Here is a 17,050-nt window from a genome sequence, read left to right on the forward strand (position 1 = left end):
GTGCCTGATCCTGCGATCTACCGGCCCGCGCCGGGGACGATACCCGTGGAGCCCGGTGTGTACCGGTTCCGCGATCCGCAGGGTCGAGTCATCTATGTGGGCAAGGCCAAGAGCCTGCGCAGTCGTTTGACGTCCTATTTTGCCGACATCACCACCTTGGCCCCGCGCACCCGGCAGATGGTGACCACGGCCGGCAGTGTCGAGTGGACGGTGGTGACCACCGAGGTCGAAGCGCTGCAGCTGGAATACAACTGGATCAAGGAGTTCGACCCGCGGTTCAACATCCGGTACCGCGATGACAAGTCTTATCCGGTACTGGCGGTCACCCTGGGCGAGGAATACCCGCGACTGTTCGTCTACCGGGGGCCGCGGCGCAAAGGCGTCCGGTACTTCGGTCCGTATTCGCACGCCTGGGCCATCCGCGAGACCCTTGACCTGCTCACCCGGGTGTTCCCAGCCCGGACGTGTTCGGCCGGAGTGTTCAAGCGGCACAACCAGATTGACCGTCCGTGCCTGCTCGGGTACATCGACAAGTGTTCGGCACCGTGCGTCGGAAGGGTCAGCGCTGCCGAACATCGAAAGATCGTCGAGGACTTCTGCGACTTCCTGGCCGGCAAGACCGACCGACTGGCCCGGGACATGGAACAGCAGATGAACGAAGCCGCCGAGCAGCTCGAGTTCGAACGGGCAGCGCGTTTGCGGGACAACATTTCTGCGCTCAAACGTGCCTTGGAGAAGCAAGCCGTGGTGCTCGGTGACGGTACCGACGCCGATGTGGTGGCGTTCGCCGACGACGATCTGGAGGCCGCCGTCCAGGTGTTCCATGTTCGTGGTGGACGCGTGCGGGGGCAACGTGGCTGGGTGGTCGAGAAGTCCGGTGAAGTCGGACAATCAGGGCACGATTACTTGGTAGAGCAGTTCCTCACTCAGTACTACGGGGATCAGGCCGAACTCGGCGGCGCCGCCGACGAGGCCACCAACCCGGTCCCCAAAGAGGTCCTGGTACCGGTGCTCCCGGACAACGCCGAACAGTTGGCTGCCTGGCTGTCAGGTCTGCGCGGATCACGGGTGACGTTGCGGGTTGCCCAACGCGGCGACAAACGAGCGCTGGCCGATACTGTGCAACGCAATGCCCAGGATGCGCTGGCTCAGCACAAACTCAAACGAGCCGGTGACTTCAACGCCAGAAGTGAAGCGCTGCAAAGTATTCAGGATTCATTGGGGCTGCAGGACGCCCCCTTGCGGATCGAGTGCGTCGACATCAGCCATGTTCAGGGCACCGACGTGGTGGCCTCGCTGGTGGTGTTCGAGGACGGCCTGCCGCGCAAGTCCGACTATCGGCACTACGCCATTCGCGAGGCCGCCGGTGACGGCCGCTCCGATGACGTTGCTTCCATCGCCGAGGTGACTCGGCGACGGTTCCTGCGTCATGTCGCCGATACCCGCCCTGCAGCCGAGCATGCGCCGGATGCCGGGGACACACCCGAGGCGCGGCCGCGTCGGTTCGCCTACCCACCCAACCTGTTCGTCGTGGACGGCGGCGCCCCACAGGTCAATGCCGCGGCAGCGGTGCTCGAGGAGCTGGGTGTGACCGACGTCGCCGTGATCGGGCTGGCCAAACGACTCGAGGAGATCTGGGTGCCGGCCGAGCCGGACCCGCTGATCATGCCGCGCAACAGTGAGGGTCTGTACCTGCTGCAACGGGTGCGCGATGAAGCCCACCGGTTCGCGATCAACTTTCACCGCAGCAAGAGATCAAAGCGGATGACGACCTCCGCGCTGGATGCCGTGCCCGGTCTGGGCGAACACCGGCGCACCGCGCTGGTCGCCCATTTCGGGTCGGTGGCCAAGCTCAAGGAGGCGGGCCTGGAGGAACTCACCGCGGTTCCGGGTATCGGTGTGGCGACGGCCCGCGCAGTGTTGGCGGCGTTGGGTGACGATTCGGGCGCGCCCGAAGCCGATTTCGACAATGATCGAATTGGCGATCGAAGTGTCGGTTCGGCAACGGCAGATCAGGGATGAGCGAGGACTTGCGGGACAACTACATTGACGACAGCATGGCCGGCGAGATCGATGTCGTCCTGGTCACCGGGCTCTCCGGGGCCGGCCGGGGCACCGCCGCCAAGGTCTTGGAGGATCTGGGCTGGTACGTCGCCGACAATCTGCCGCCGGAGCTGATCACCCGGATGGTCGAGCTCGGTCTGGCCGCCGGGTCACGGATCACCAAACTGGCGGTGGTGATGGACGTTCGTTCCCGGGGTTTCACCGGGGACCTGGATTTCGTCCGCGGTGAGCTGGCCACTCGCAACGTGATTCCGCGAGTGCTTTTTCTGGAGGCCTCCGACGACATCCTGGTCCGGCGCTACGAGCAGAATCGGCGTAGTCACCCACTGCAGGGGAATCAGACTCTGGCCGAAGGTATCTCCGCCGAGCGTGCGTTGCTGGCCTCGGTCCGAGCCACGGCCGATCTGATCATCGATACCTCCACCATGCCGGTGCCCGCGCTGCGCGCCAGTATCGAGCGGGCGTTCGGTGAGGAGTCGGTGTCGAGCACCAGCGTCACCGTGGAATCATTCGGCTACAAATACGGTCTGCCGATGGATGCCGATACCGTGATGGATGTGCGGTTCCTGCCCAATCCGCACTGGATCGACGATCTGCGCCCGCACACCGGCCAGCATCCGGCAGTCCGCGACTACGTATTGGGGCAACCGGGCGCCGCGGAATTCCTGGAGACCTACCATCGTCTGCTGGACGTCGTGATCGCCGGCTACCGCCGGGAAGGGAAGCGCTACATGACAGTGGCCATCGGATGCACGGGCGGTAAGCATCGCAGCGTGGCCATCGCGGAGGCACTCGCTGCGCGCCTGCAGGGCGGTGATCGACTGACCGTGCGCGTGCTGCACCGCGATCTGGGGCGCGAATGAGTTCGCGCATCGTCGCTTTGGGCGGCGGACACGGCCTGTATGCGACGCTGTCGGCGGCGCGCCGGCTCACGCCGCACGTGACCGCGGTGGTGACCGTGGCCGACGACGGCGGATCCTCGGGTCGGCTACGCGGCGAATTGGACATCGTGCCGCCCGGCGATCTGCGAATGGCATTGGCGGCCTTGGCCTCTGACAGCCCGCATGGGCAATTGTGGGCAACCATCATCCAGCACCGGTTCTCCGGTAGTGGTGCGTTGGCCGGTCATCCGATCGGCAATCTGCTCTTGGCGGGACTGCAGGAGGTTCTCGCCGATCCGGTGGCGGCGCTCGATGAGCTGGGCCGCATTCTGGGGGTCAAGGGCCGGGTGCTGCCGATGTGCCCGATCGCGCTGCGCATCGAGGCGGACGTGTCCGGCTTGGAGGCCGACCCGCGGATGAGTCGGGTCATTCGTGGCCAGGTGGCCGTCGCGACAACGCCGGGCAAGGTACGTCGGGTGCGCCTGCTCCCGGGCGATCCACCGGCCACCCGCCAGGCGGTGGACGCGATCATGTCGGCGGATCTGGTGGTGCTCGGGCCCGGCTCGTGGTTCAGCAGCGTCATCCCGCACGTGCTGGTGCCGCAGCTGGCTGCCGCACTGCAGGCCACCGAGGCCCGACGGGCCCTGGTGCTCAATCTGGCCGCTGAACCGGGGGAGACGGCCGGTTTCTCGGCCGAGCGGCATGTACACGTGCTTTCCCAGCACGCCCCGGGGCTGACGGTGCACGACATCATCGTCGACGCGGCAAGCGTGCCCAGTGAGCGTGAACGCGACCAGCTCCGACGGGCCGCTTCCTACCTTGATGCCCAGGTTGAGTTTGCCGACGTATCCCGACCTGGTACACCTTTACATGACCCGGCGCGGCTGGCCGCAGCCCTGGAAAGGGTGCGGCTCAACGGGGCTGCGCGTTCCGCTTCGCCGCAGTCCGCGCCCCACTCGGCAGACGAATACCGCGCACAGCCGACCCCTAATGGACCAAGAGGTGACGATCCGTGGCGATGACATCGGAGGTGAAGGACGAGCTGAGTCGGCTCGTCGTGAATTCGGTGAGTGCGCGCCGCGCCGAGGTGGCGTCGCTGCTGCGGTTCGCCGGCGGTCTGCACATCGTCGGCGGCCGGGTGGTCGTCGAGGCCGAGGTCGACCTGGGCATCATCGCGCGCCGGCTGCGCAAGGACATCTACGACCTGTACGGCTACAACGCGGTCGTGCACGTGCTGTCGGCCACCGGCATCCGCAAGAGCACCCGTTACGTGGTCCGCGTGGCGCAGGACGGCGAGGCGTTGGCGCGTCAGACCGGCCTGCTGGACATGCGCGGTCGTCCGGTGCGCGGACTGCCGGCCCAGGTCGTCGGCGGCAGCGTCGGCGATGCCGAGGCCGCCTGGCGTGGAGCGTTTTTGGCGCACGGGTCGTTGACCGAACCTGGTCGATCGTCGGCCCTTGAGGTGAGCTGCCCGGGCCCAGAGGCCGCGTTGGCTCTGGTCGGTGCGGCCCGTCGGCTGGGAGTGAGCGCCAAGGCCCGCGAAGTTCGGGGCAGTGACCGGGTGGTCGTGCGCGACGGTGAGGCCATCGGCGCGCTGCTGACCCGGATGGGTGCCCAAGACACCCGACTGACCTGGGAGGAGCGCCGCATGCGGCGCGAGGTGCGAGCCACCGCGAACCGGCTGGCCAATTTCGATGACGCCAACCTGCGCCGGTCGGCCCGTGCTGCCGTGGCTGCCGCCGCCCGGGTGGAACGCGCCCTGGACATCCTGGGTGACACGGTGCCCGATCACCTGTCTGCGGCCGGGCGATTGCGCGTCGAGCACCGGCAGGCCTCACTTGAGGAGCTCGGCCGGTTGGCCGAGCCTCCGATGACCAAAGATGCTGTGGCCGGTCGTATTCGGCGACTGTTGTCCATGGCGGACCGCAAGGCCAAGCAGGACGGCATCCCGGACACCGAGTCCGCGGTGACACCTGATCTGCTCGACGACGCCTGAGTTTGAAACGCATTTGGACCCACCGGCTCGCTGTGGCGGAGCAGGTGGGTCCAAATGCGTTGTGGCGTCTTAGTGGGTGTGGTGACCGCCGTGGCTGGACGAGTTGTTATTGCTGGTGGTGCGCGACGGGCGTGTCGGCTTCTGCGACGTGGTGTCGTCGGAGCCGGCCGGAGTCGCGGCCTTGCTGTCCTTCTTGTCCTTCTTGCCCTTGTTGGTGGATTTCGCGGAACTTGATGCCGAGCCGGTCGAATTCGAGGAATCCGATGCCGAGCCGGAAGGCGTCGAGCCGGTGCCCGACGAGGAGGTGCCCGACGAGGAGGAGCCGCTCGAGCCCGACGGCGTTGACGAACCTGCACCCGACGAGGTTTTCTCGGTCGCTGCGGTCGTGGTGCCGGCGGCCGTAGCGGTCGAACCACTCGAGCCGGATGTGCCGCTCGCTGATCCCGACGTGGTGCCGGCCGCAGTGGTGCCGGTTTCACTACTGGCCGACGGGGTCGAACTCGACGGGCTCGCGGAGGCCGCGGCAGCGACCGGGGTGGCCTTGCTGTCCGACGTGGTCTTGACTTCCGATGCGTCCGTGGAATCCGATGCAGCCTTGGCCTCGGTCGTTGCCGTCGAGCTATTGGAAACCTTCTCGGCCACTGAGGTTTTTACGTCGGCACTCGAGGCGTCGGTGCTCGACGCCCCCTCGGCGGTCGCAGAGGCTGCAGCCGTTGCCTTCGGTGCGACAGCCGCAGCGGCGGCCGCGACGTGCTGCGCTGTGGCGGCCGCCGAGGCGACGCCTGAGGTTACCGATTTGAACAAGTTGCTCAATGCGGTGGCAATGCCGGATACGACTTGTTGCACGGCATGGACCGCACCGCTGACCAGGTTGCCGATACCGGTGAAGAGGGCTTGGACCGCGTTACTGATGGCGGTCAGGATCGAGCCCACCACCGAAGCGGCGGGAGCCGTGGTCGGATGCGCGGCGAGCCACGCCGTGACGACGGCTACTGCGGCTTTCGCGGTCCAGTTGGTGGTGAACAGGCCCATGTTGTTGCCTTCACTGTCATCGATCAGTGAGTACAGGAACATGGGGCCGACACCGGTCAGGCTCGACCAGGTGGTGAGGAAGTCCTGAATGTACTGGGCCTGTTGGGCCTGGCCGCCCGATGTCGCCGACGATTCGCCGTATTCGGTGGCCCAGATGAGTTTGGCGGCATCACCGTTGGCATTCATCAAGGCGCGCAATGCCTGAAGTTGCTGGATCGCGGAGTTGGCGAACGTAGTGCCGGCGGAGAACGGACTGGTGGCGTTGTACGGGTGGAACGAGAGGGCATCGAAATAGCCTTGCGCCCCATCGGCATACATCTGCTGCAGGAAATTGACCGGGTTGATGCTCAGCGACCCGATGGAGATGCCGGCGCCGAGCACACCACCGACCACGGTGATGCCGGGCGCGACCGACTTGATCGCGGTGTAGGCCGCTTTGAGCAAGTTGGTGTAGCCCTGGACATCTGGTGTCGGACTCCAGCCGTTATATCCGTTGGGTTCGTTCCAGACCTCGATCGACGAAATCGAGCCGGTCGCACTGCCGTTCGACGAGCCGTAACGCTGCGCCACCGCCTGTACGAATGAGGCGTAGTCCGAGGCGTTGGTGGGTGCGCCGTTGGGCAGCAGGCCGTAGTTGGACGCCCAGGTCGGGGTGCTGGTGACGCAGGCGTCGACGGCGATGCCGTACTGCTTTGCGGTGCTGAGCAACTGGTCGGACTGGGTCCAGCTGTAGGTGCCGTCGGTGGGTTCCATGGCACGCCACGGCAGCAGCACCCGGATCTGGGTGATGCCCATGGTCTGCATCTGCTGCATCGCGGTGTTCAGATCGGTCTGCGACATGAAATAGAGGCTGGAATCAGAAACGCCTACGGCATCGGCGGCGGTGTCGATAGTCGCAGCCAATTGGATTTGTTCGGTTCGGGTGGGGATATCGGCGCCGGTTGGCGCATGCAGGCCTGCCGCAGCACCGATGACCGCAGTGGCCAATGCGGGTACCGCTAACGAGTACAAAGTGCGAAGGAAGTTGCGGCGCACAGGCATGGTGTTCCCTAGATTCTCAGAAATCATCATCGTTTCGTGACGACGAAAGCACATTAGCTGCTGATATTTCAATTTGCAGCATTTTGGCTAGCGATCTTCGACCGGGTGACCCAGCTAATTGACCGAGGCGAAAAATCAACCAAGCCTCTACGCCTGAAACATTCTAAAAGTATTTTTAAATGCAAATTGGAAAGGCTTTTCTACGATCTGGATATGGCGCGGCTTCATCGTCCATATCGGCATGTCAGACCATGTTTAGACCGTCAAACTTCAGGTGTAGAAAGTTGCCGCAGTTGAGTCTGGCGAATCTGCGGAGGGTAACCGCGGCCGACTGGATCTACTTTGGAGCCGGCGGTGTACTGACCGACCGCAGTGACATCGTCTCGTCGAGCGGGTTAAGGGATTGACAACGCCCTAAGTCAACTTATGATAGTTGGTCCCATGCGGGCGCCCGTTTGCGCATCGTGAGTCACCGATCGTCGCTGATACTGCGACGTTAGTTTGCCGGTCAGACTCGGACTATTCACTGGATGGTCAAGACAACGACTCGGCCGGGACTGAGATTCAGTCCCGGCCGATAATCGCGGTGCCTATCCGCGGTTTCTAGCGTCGCGGCGTCATCCGCGACCGTGCCCGCGACCCTTGGTATTGCCATTGGCACGCTTGGCCGGCGCGGTCGACTTTCCGTTATCCGATGAGGAGCCCGAGGCGGCATCGGCCGGCGTGGTGGCCGAGTCGCTTGTCGAGCTGGCTGCCGCACCCCCGGCCGGACGCTTCGGGCGCTTGTTGGCTCCCTTGTCGCCAGGGGTGCCGGTCTTGTCGCCGGCCGCGCCGGTCTTGTCGCCAGTGGTTCCGCTGGTTTCATCAGTGGCGCTTGCCGCCGCCGGCTGGGTGGCCGAACCCGAGGAATCTGAGGTCGTGGCGGGTTTGCGTGCCTTGCGGTCGGCGGTGGCCTTGGTTTTGGCCGGAGCGTCACCACTTGACGACTGCGTCTTGTCGACGCTGCCGCTCGAGGTGGCCACAGCGCCCACCGGTGTAGCAGTATCACCCGCTGACGTGGCCGAAGTGCTCACCGCCGCAGCAGATTTCGCGGTCTTCGCGGCTGCGGCGGGCTTGGTCGCCGCGCCGGCGTTTGCGCCACCGGTAATGGCCTTCAGGATCGAACCGATGCCGGCCGCCAGCGAACCCAACGCATTGGAGAACGCCTTGGACAAGCCGGACAGCGCGTTGGACAAACCGGAGACCACGCTGTTCAGCAGTTGGCCGATACTGGTGATCAGATTCCCGGCCGGGTTGGTCCCTGTCCCGGTACCGGGTGTCGACGCTCCCGGACTCTTCGTCGGATGGGCGGCGATCCAGGCCTGCACCACCGCAGCGGCGGCCTTGGCGACCCAGTTATCGGTGAACAGGCCGAGGTTGTCCTCGGGAGTACTCGAGCCGGTCTTGGTGTCGATCAGTGAGTACAGGAACATCGGGCCGACGCCGGTCAGCTTCGACCAGGTGTTCAGGAAGTCCTGAATGTACTGGGCCTGCTGAGCCTGACTTCCCGCGGCGCTGGTGGTGGGTTGGCCGTACTCAGTGGCCCAGATGAGTTTGGCGACATCGCCATTGGAGTTCATCAGGGCGCGCAGTGCTTGAAGTTGCTTGATGGCGGAGTTGGCGAATGCGGTGCCGGACGAGAACATGCTGGTGTAGTTGTACGGGTGGAACGACAGGGCATCGAAAAACCCTTGTGCCCCATCGGCATACATCTGCTGCAGGAAATTGACCGGGTTTATGGTCAGTGATCCGATGGTGATGCCGGCGCCGAGCACACCGCCGACGACGGTGATGCCGGGCGCGACCGACTTGATCGCGGTGTAGGCGGCCTTGAGCAGATTGGTGTAGTCCTGGACGTTCGGGCTGGGGGTCCAGCCGGTGAACCCGTTGGGCTCGTTCCAGACCTCGATCGACGAAATCTTGCCTGTCGCATCGCCATTGGAGGAGCCGTAGCGCTGTGCGACTGCCTTGACGAATGAGGCGTAGTCCGAGGCGTTGGTGGGTGCGCCGTTGGGCAGCAGGCCGTAGTTGGAAGCCCAGGTCGGGGTGCTGGTGACGCAGGCGTCGACGGCGATGCCGTATTGCTTTGCGGTGTTCAGCAATTGGTCGGCCTGGGTCCAGCTATAGGAGCCGTCGGCGGGTTCCATGGCACGCCACGGCAGCAGGACGCGGACCTGGGTGATGCCCATGGTCTGCATCTGCTGCATCGCGGTGTTCAGATCGCTCTGCGACATGAAGTACAGCGTCGACTCGGACACGCCCACGGCATCGGCGGCAGTGTCGATGGTCGCGACCAGGGCAATCTGCTCCGCTCTGATGGGGATAGCGGCGTCGGCGGGCGCATAGAGGCCTGCTGAAGCGCCGATTACTACCGTCGCCAGGAGCGGCACGGAGAGCGAATTGACCATGCAACGAAGGTTGCGGCGGGTTGTCATGTTCGATACCTGAGCTTTCTGTGAAGCAGTCAGCGGAGGGGGGATTGATCGGACTGTATCCCCGTCGATATGCCGTTGTTATGTCTTTTCTGTGTATCAGCCGAAAATATAATCAGCTAATTGGTATGAAAACTATTTGGCCATAAAGACCGCCCATAAAAGTGGGTTTATAAATGCATTTATGGCAAATTGAATATTGTTGCCCATAGCAGTCTGTGACGTACGCGTAAATTATATATAACCAGGCAGATAGCGATTTGAGTGCTAGAATATATTCTGATTTCAGTGTCTTGATGGTGCCTGTGCGAACCAAATGAACAGTAGGCTGCGGTGCAATAGGTCGGCGGTTGGAGATGGGCGACCTTGGCCACTCGGCGACGTGTCGTCCCGCTCAATGGGCGGGGTATTGACGGTGTCGTAAACGTGCTTATGATGGGCAAGTACGCGATGGCGTGACGGCGATGAATGCTGCCCACAGATAGGTGGTGCGGCGGTCTTCTGTGTTTGCTGCACCATGATCGCGCGCGGCCGCCCGATTGCCTGCGCGGCGCGCCGATGGCGAGACGTCTGCGGTGCTGCGCCGACGCGGACACCGGAGCCCGTCGGATGGCGCATGAAGAGCGCATTGCAGGTCTAATCTGCTCAAGATGGGCCGCCCCCTGTTCGTCGCGTTGGCGCAATATGCGCCCCTTGTCGGTGCTGATCCGATCGGCCAACTCGAGTCCCAGGCGGCCGCAATCGCCGGCCGAGCAGCTGAGCTTGATCTATTGGTGTTTCCCGAGATTCATCTGTGTGGCGACTGCGACCTCGCCGACGACAGCAACGCCTGGCTACTCGCGGCGGCCGAACCGTTGAACGGCCCCAGGGCACAGGCCCTCGGTCAGGTCGCGGCCAGGCTCGGCATCTGGCTGATCCCCGGATCGGTGCCCGAGCTAGGAGATGACAACAGGGTCTACAACACCCAGCTGGTGTTCAGCCCTGACGGTCGGCTGGTATCCAGCTACCGCAAGGTGTTCCCGTGGCGGCCGTTCGAAACCTGGTCTGCCGGACATGAATTCACTGTCTATGACATGCCCGGCACCGGTCGGGGCGGGTTGTCCATCTGCTACGACGCCTGGTTTCCCGAGGCCACCCGCAGCGTGGCGTGGATGGGCGCGGAATTCGTCGTCAATGTGGTCAAGACCATCGGAGCCGACCGCCGCCAGGAACGGGTGCTGGCTCAGGCCAACGCGATCGTCAATCAGGTGTTCATGCTCAGCGTCAACGCCGCCGGGCCGGTGGGCACCGGTGGGTCGATCGTGTGCGACCCCGAAGGCACGGTGATCGCGGATCTGCCCGGCGCCGAACCGGGCGTGCTGTCGGTGACCCTTGATCTGGATGCAGTGACCCGGGTGCGTGAGCACGGCACCGAGGGCAGCAACCGGATGTGGTCCCAACTGGCACCCGATGATCCGGTCATCGACCTACCTATCTACGGCGGACGGATCGACCCCATCAGCTGGCAACCGAGAGGAACGTCATGACCATTGCCGAGGACAGCCAGCACCACGAACATCACGGCAGCCTGCGCAAGCAGTTGGGTCTGCGGTCGCTGGTGCTGTTCGGTCTGGCCTACATGTGCCCGATCATCGTCCTGGGCATCTTCGGGGTGATCGCCGGCCTCTCCGACGGCGGCAGCGCCGGTTCCTATCTGTTGGCCACGGTTGCGATGTTCTTCACCGCGCTGAGTTACGGACTGATGGCCAAACACTTTCCGGTCGCCGGCTCGGCCTATACCTACGTCCGCTCGGCGCTCGACTCACGGCTGGGCTTCGTCGTGGGCTGGACGATCCTGCTGGACTATCTGTTCCTGCCACTGGTGATCTGGCTGATCGGTGCCGCCTATCTCAAAGGTGAATACCCGGGCGTGCCCATAGCGGTGTGGGTCGTCGCGTTCATCGTGATCACTTCGCTGCTGAACGTGCTCGGCCTGAAGGTGGCCGACCGCACCAACTTCGTGCTGATGACGGTTCAGATCCTGATTCTGATCCTGTTCGTGGCGCTGTCTATTGCGCATCTGGTGCACCGATCGCAATCACTGGTGTCGACGGTGCCTTTCACCGGCGGCGGATTCGGCGCATTGACTGCCGGCGCAGCCGTCGCTGCCTACTCGTTCCTGGGATTCGACGCCATCAGTACGCTCACCGAAGAAGCCCACAATGCGCGGCGTAACGTGCCGCGCGCGATCGTTCTGGTTGCCCTGATCGGCGGCGCGATCTTCATCGTGGTGACGTATTTCGTCACCCTGGTCTCGCCGGGCGGGACCTTCGCCAACCCGGATTCACTGGCGGCCGATATCGCAAAGACCATCGGCGGCAACCTTTTTGGGGCGATCTTCTTGACTGGGTTGATCGTCGGACAGTTCACCTCGGGGCTGGCCGCACAGGCCGCGGTGGCCCGACTGCTGTACGCGATGGGCCGGGACCGGGTGCTGCCCGAGCGGCTGTTCGGCTGGGTGTCGGAGCGATTCCACACCCCGGTGTTCAACATCGGGCTGTGCGGCGTGATCGGTCTGGGCGCCATCTTCCTGGACGTGGCCACCTCGACCTCATTCATCAACTTCGGTGCGTTCACCGCGTTCACGTTGGTGAACCTGGCGGTGATGGCGTACTACCTCCGGCACCGAGGCGACGGACTCGCACCGTTGCGATATCTGCTCCTGCCGGCAATCGGCGCGCTGATCGACGGCTATCTGCTCACCCAGCTGGACTCCAAAGCCTTGATCCTCGGCCTGTGTTGGCTGGGCCTCGGCATCGTCTACCTGCTGGTTTTGACCCGCGGGTTGACCAAGGAGCCGCCGGTCATGACCGCGATCACCGAGGCCGAGTAGCCAGCGTTTGACCTTGCTCACTAGACCGCATGCGGGGACGTGTGCAGCACTAGGCTGAACCCAGCAGTGTCACGAACATCACTCAAATGATTAAGGAGCACAGCAGTGACAATTCGGATCGGTGTGAACGGCTTCGGCAGAATCGGCCGCAATTTCTTCCGGGCCCTGGACGCTCAGAAGGCGGCGGGTAAGAACACCGACCTGGAGATCGTCGCCGTCAACGACCTGACCGACAACGCGTCACTGGCTCACCTGCTGAAGTTCGACTCGATCCTGGGCCGGTTGCCCTACGACGTCAGCCTCGAGGGTGACGACACGATCGTCGTCGGTGACACCAAGATCAAGGCCCTCGAGGTCAAAGAAGGCCCCGCCGCGTTGCCATGGGGTGAGTTGGGTGTCGACGTGGTCGTCGAATCAACGGGAATCTTCACCAACGCCGCCAAGGCCAGGGGCCACCTGGACGCGGGTGCCAAGAAGGTGATCATCTCTGCGCCGGCCACCGATGAGGACATCACCATCGTGATGGGCGTCAACGACGACAAGTACGACGGCAGCCAGAACATCATCTCGAACGCCTCGTGCACCACGAACTGTCTCGGGCCGCTGGCCAAGGTGCTCAACGACGAGTTCGGCATCGTCCGAGGCCTGATGACCACCATCCACGCCTACACCCAGGACCAGAACCTGCAGGACGGACCGCACAAGGACCTGCGCCGGGCCCGCGCCGCCGCCATCAACATCGTGCCGACGTCGACCGGCGCCGCCAAGGCCATCGGCCTGGTGCTGCCCGAGCTCAAGGGCAAGCTGGACGGCTATGCGCTGCGGGTGCCGATCCCAACCGGATCGGTCACCGACCTGACCGCGGAGCTGGCCAAGAGCGCCACCGCCGACGAGATCAACGCCGCCATGAAGGCCGCTGCCGAGGGTCCGCTCAAGGGCATCCTCAAGTACTACGACGTGCCGATCGTCTCCAGCGACATCGTCACCGATCCGCACAGCTCGCTGTTCGACTCGGGCCTGACCAAGGTGATCGACAATCAGGCCAAGGTGGTCTCCTGGTACGACAACGAGTGGGGCTATTCCAACCGCCTCGCCGATTTGATCGCGCTCGTCGGCAAGTCGCTGTAGAAGGCCGGGCCGAAGGTAGATAGGTTTCACGACCATGAGCATCAATACTCTGGATACGTTGCTGGCCGAAGGCGTTGAAGGTCGGGGCGTGCTCGTCCGCTCCGACCTCAATGTTCCACTCGACGATGACGGCAACATCACCGACCTGGGCCGAATCATCGCCTCGGTGCCGACGCTCGCGGCGTTGGCCGACGCCGGTGCCAAGGTCGTGGTCACTGCACACCTCGGCCGCCCGAAGGGGGGACCGGACCCCAAGTTCTCGCTGGCCCCCGTGGCAAAGGCATTGGGGGACAAGCTGGGTCGGCACGTGCAGCTGGCCGGTGACGTGGTCGGCACCGACGCGTTGGCGCGCGCCGAGGGCCTGACCGACGGCGATGTGCTGCTGCTGGAGAACATCCGGTTCGAGGAGCGCGAGACCAGCAAGGACGACGCCGAGCGCGCCGCCCTGGCCCGCCAACTCGCCGCGCTGGTCGAAGGGCCCGACGGCTCACCCGGCGCGTTCGTCTCCGACGGTTTCGGTGTGGTGCACCGCAAGCAGGCCTCGGTGTACGACGTCGCCAAGCTGTTGCCGCATTACGCCGGCACGCTGGTGGGTACTGAGATCAAAGTGCTCGAACAGCTGACCAGCTCGACCGACCGCCCGTACGCAGTGGTGCTCGGCGGGTCCAAGGTGTCCGACAAGCTGGCGGTCATCGAAAACCTGGCCACCAAGGCCGACAGCATCATCATCGGTGGCGGTATGTGCTTCACCTTCCTTGCCGCCCAGGGGCTTTCGGTTGGCACCTCGCTGCTGCAGGAAGAGATGATCGACACCTGCCGCAAGTTGCTCGAGGAATACGCCGACGTCATCCATCTGCCGGTGGACATTGTGGTGGCAGACCGATTCGCCGCCGATGCCGAGACGGAAACCGTTGCCGCCGATCGGATTCCGGACGGCAAGATGGGCCTGGACATCGGACCGGAGTCGGTCAAGCGGTTCTCGGTGCTGCTGAGCAACGCCAAGACGGTGTTCTGGAACGGCCCGATGGGCGTATTCGAGTTCCCGGCGTTCGCTGCCGGCACCAAGGGCGTCGCCGAGGCCATCATCGCAGCCACCGGTAAGGGCGCGTTCAGCGTCGTCGGTGGTGGCGATTCGGCCGCCGCGGTCCGTCAGCTGGGCCTGGACGAGGACGGTTTCTCGCACATTTCCACCGGCGGCGGCGCGTCGCTGGAGTACCTCGAGGGCAAGACGCTGCCCGGCATCGAAATCCTGGGTTAGGAGCTAGAACGTGGCACGTAAGCCGCTCATCGCCGGCAATTGGAAGATGAACCTCAATCACTTCGAGGCCATCGCGCTGGTGCAGAAGATCGCTTTTGCCTTGCCGGACAAGTACTTCGACAAGGTCGATGTCACGGTCCTTCCGCCCTTCACCGATCTGCGCAGCGTGCAGACGATGGTCGACGGCGACAAACTGAAGCTCACCTATGGGGCCCAGGACGTATCCCAGCACGACTCAGGCGCCTATACCGGCGAGATCAGTGGTGCATTCCTGGCCAAGCTGGGCTGCACCTTCGCGGTCGTGGGGCACTCGGAGCGGCGCACGTACCACGCCGAGACCGACGAACTGGTCGCGGCCAAAGCCGCCGCCGCGCTCAAGCACGGGCTGACCCCGATCGTCTGTATTGGTGAAGGCCTGGACATTCGCGAAGCGGGCAACCATGTCCCGCACTGCACCGAACAGCTCAAGGGTTCGTTGGCCGGGCTATCCGCCGAACAGATCAGTCAGGTGGTGATCGCCTACGAACCGGTGTGGGCCATCGGCACCGGGCGGGTCGCCAGCGCCGCCGACGCACAAGAAGTCTGCAAGGCGATTCGCGGCGAGTTGGCGGTATTGGCATCCCCGGAGATCGCGGCCACCGTGCGAGTGCTGTACGGCGGCTCGGTCAACGCCAAGAACGTCGGCGAGATCGTCGCTCAGGCCGATGTCGACGGCGCGCTCGTCGGTGGTGCGTCTTTGGAGGGCGAGCAGTTCGCGACATTATCGGCGATCGCCGCAGGTGGGCCGCTGCCATGACCTCCGCAGGTCAACCGGTAGGCTGTGCCTCATGATTTTGGCCCTGCAGATCACGTTGGTCGTGACCAGCGTGTTGGTTGTGTTGCTGGTTCTGCTCCATCGGGCCAAAGGTGGCGGTCTGTCGACCCTGTTCGGCGGTGGCGTGCAGTCCAGCTTGTCGGGTTCTACCGTTGTAGAAAAGAACTTGGACCGGCTGACCTACTTCATCACCGGCATCTGGGTGGTTTCGATCATCGGTGTCGCCCTGCAGATCAAATACGGCTCGTAGCCCCGTAATACCGTGCAAAGCCGGCCGCGCCCGTGGGCGCGGCCGGCTTTGTCTATGTGCCGGCTGTTGGTTGGCTGTCGCCGTGTCAGGAAGCACCCAGCAGCTGCACCTAATATCGGCTGCTGTGGCCGCTGCCACGGCATTGATGTTTGCTTCGAACAGGGTGGGTGTTTGTGCTGAGAATTCTGCGCGTCGGTGCCGGAGCGGTTGCGCTGTTGTGCGTGGCCGGCGGGGTCGCGGTGGCCGAGCCGCTGCCGGTGGCCGACGTCCAGCAGTCCTCGAACACCGAGGACGGCTGGCACCTGGGCGTCGCGCTCACCCAGATGACCGTCAACTCGGTGCCCAACATGGCCGCCACCGCCTTTACCCGGGAGGGCTTCGTTACCGGTCGGGCCGAGGCCACCATCGATGGCAGCGGTTCGTCGGCGGTCAACAACGGAACGCTGATCCTGGGCCTGCAACTCGGTTGTCAGATCGACCTCAGCGAAGGTGGCAGCATCGGCGGTGACGCCGATCTTGGTATCAACCCCGGATTCAGCGGTAACGCGCTGAATGCGATCGGTCCATACGCAGACGTGGAAGGCAATGTCTCGATCAACCTGCTGCCCGGCACCATCACCAACGTCGGGTTGGGTAAGAAGTCGCTCAAGGGCCGTACTGGAGGCATCACGGTGCACGATGCGCACGTCAAGGTCGACGCTTGCGGCGGGCCGGTGTCGATCAGGTTCTTCGCGACGGTGACCATCGACACCGACAAGAACGACGACAGTGTCAACGCCTACGGCGACATCCTGAACCTCTGATGCCGTCTCGTAAATGGGTCACCGTCGCCGGCATTGCGGCGTGGTCGGTCACGGCGTGGATCACCACGCCGTCGCCCCTGGCCGCAGCCGACTGCACCACCGCCGGAGATTTCGGCGCCGGCGCGGGTTGCGCACCGCCAGGCGGGGGATCGTCATCACAGAACTGGCCGCCGACCGCGGTGGACTGGCCGCCCAATGGCTCCTCGGACTCCGACACCGGCGGTAAGGGCGGCGATCACGGCGGCGACGATTCGTCGTCGACCCCGATCGTGATGCCCGACGGGCAGAAGCCCCCGGCGACCACGCACGCGTCTGCAAGCGGCAACCAGGATTCATCGAGCACTTCGACGACGCCGATCGTCCCCGCCGGCCCGCCGGCACCGGTCACGACCGTCACACTGACCACGACGCCCATCGTCATTCCGTCGCAATCACACTGA

At 64.2% G+C, this 17,050-nt stretch carries 14 protein-coding genes; 12 read left to right on the forward strand and 2 right to left on the reverse strand.

Going from position 1 to position 17,050, the window contains the following annotated elements; genetic code table 11:
* The 4 genes from uvrC to whiA are packed head-to-tail and all read left to right on the forward strand — an operon-like array spanning position 1 to position 4,941.
* Positions 1 to 2,022: an excinuclease ABC subunit UvrC gene (gene uvrC / locus ABIA30_RS03615; protein ID WP_370062141.1), complete on the forward strand. Its 2,022-nt coding sequence runs from the start codon at positions 1 to 3 to the stop codon at positions 2,020 to 2,022.
* On the forward strand, positions 2,019 to 2,927 hold the full coding sequence (gene rapZ, locus ABIA30_RS03620) for an RNase adapter RapZ (protein ID WP_370062143.1): 909 nt from the start codon (positions 2,019 to 2,021) through the stop codon (positions 2,925 to 2,927). Before uvrC ends, rapZ begins: the two co-directional genes overlap by 4 nt.
* Positions 2,924 to 3,967, forward strand: coding sequence for a uridine diphosphate-N-acetylglucosamine-binding protein YvcK (gene yvcK, locus ABIA30_RS03625; protein WP_370062145.1), 1,044 nt, complete (start codon positions 2,924 to 2,926; stop codon positions 3,965 to 3,967). The genes rapZ and yvcK overlap by 4 nt, the downstream gene beginning before the upstream one ends.
* The gene (gene whiA, locus ABIA30_RS03630; RefSeq protein WP_370063297.1) at positions 3,964 to 4,941 is read left to right on the forward strand and encodes a DNA-binding protein WhiA; all 978 of its coding nucleotides are present in this window, start codon (positions 3,964 to 3,966) and stop codon (positions 4,939 to 4,941) included. Before yvcK ends, whiA begins: the two co-directional genes overlap by 4 nt.
* A gap of 69 nt (positions 4,942 to 5,010) precedes the next feature.
* Here whiA and ABIA30_RS03635 read toward each other — a convergent pair whose 3' ends face one another.
* Entirely contained in the window at positions 5,011 to 7,014 is a 2,004-nt protein-coding gene (locus ABIA30_RS03635; RefSeq protein ID WP_370062147.1) for a cellulase family glycosylhydrolase, read from the reverse strand.
* A gap of 617 nt (positions 7,015 to 7,631) precedes the next feature.
* On the reverse strand, positions 7,632 to 9,461 hold the full coding sequence (locus tag ABIA30_RS03640; protein ID WP_370062149.1) for a cellulase family glycosylhydrolase: 1,830 nt from the start codon (positions 9,459 to 9,461) through the stop codon (positions 7,632 to 7,634).
* Between the two features lie 674 nt (positions 9,462 to 10,135).
* On the opposite strand from ABIA30_RS03640, the gene ABIA30_RS03645 reads away from it, so the two are divergent.
* From ABIA30_RS03645 to ABIA30_RS03680, 8 genes are all read left to right on the forward strand, one after another.
* Entirely contained in the window at positions 10,136 to 11,011 is an 876-nt protein-coding gene (locus tag ABIA30_RS03645; protein ID WP_370062151.1) for a carbon-nitrogen hydrolase family protein, read from the forward strand.
* Positions 11,008 to 12,357 (forward strand): APC family permease, encoded by a 1,350-nt coding sequence (locus ABIA30_RS03650; protein ID WP_370062153.1) that lies wholly within the window; start codon positions 11,008 to 11,010, stop codon positions 12,355 to 12,357. Before ABIA30_RS03645 ends, ABIA30_RS03650 begins: the two co-directional genes overlap by 4 nt.
* A gap of 105 nt (positions 12,358 to 12,462) precedes the next feature.
* Positions 12,463 to 13,485 (forward strand): type I glyceraldehyde-3-phosphate dehydrogenase, encoded by a 1,023-nt coding sequence (gene gap, locus ABIA30_RS03655; protein ID WP_370062155.1) that lies wholly within the window; start codon positions 12,463 to 12,465, stop codon positions 13,483 to 13,485.
* A 34-nt stretch (positions 13,486 to 13,519) separates the two neighbouring features.
* Positions 13,520 to 14,743: a phosphoglycerate kinase gene (gene pgk, locus ABIA30_RS03660; protein ID WP_370062157.1), complete on the forward strand. Its 1,224-nt coding sequence runs from the start codon at positions 13,520 to 13,522 to the stop codon at positions 14,741 to 14,743.
* Positions 14,744 to 14,753: 10 nt separating this feature from the next.
* Positions 14,754 to 15,539 carry a triose-phosphate isomerase gene (gene tpiA / locus ABIA30_RS03665; protein ID WP_370062159.1) on the forward strand — a complete coding sequence of 262 codons (786 nt, stop codon included), beginning with the start codon at positions 14,754 to 14,756 and terminating at the stop codon, positions 15,537 to 15,539.
* Positions 15,540 to 15,570: 31 nt separating this feature from the next.
* Positions 15,571 to 15,807, forward strand: coding sequence for a preprotein translocase subunit SecG (gene secG, locus ABIA30_RS03670; protein WP_370062161.1), 237 nt, complete (start codon positions 15,571 to 15,573; stop codon positions 15,805 to 15,807).
* Between the two features lie 182 nt (positions 15,808 to 15,989).
* Positions 15,990 to 16,610, forward strand: coding sequence for an MspA family porin (locus tag ABIA30_RS03675; RefSeq protein ID WP_370063299.1), 621 nt, complete (start codon positions 15,990 to 15,992; stop codon positions 16,608 to 16,610).
* Positions 16,610 to 17,050: a hypothetical protein gene (locus ABIA30_RS03680; RefSeq protein ID WP_370062163.1), complete on the forward strand. Its 441-nt coding sequence runs from the start codon at positions 16,610 to 16,612 to the stop codon at positions 17,048 to 17,050. Before ABIA30_RS03675 ends, ABIA30_RS03680 begins: the two co-directional genes overlap by 1 nt.

This window comes from Mycobacterium sp. MAA66 (assembly GCF_041261665.1).
In the GTDB taxonomy this organism is placed as follows: Bacteria; Actinomycetota; Actinomycetes; order Mycobacteriales; family Mycobacteriaceae; genus Mycobacterium.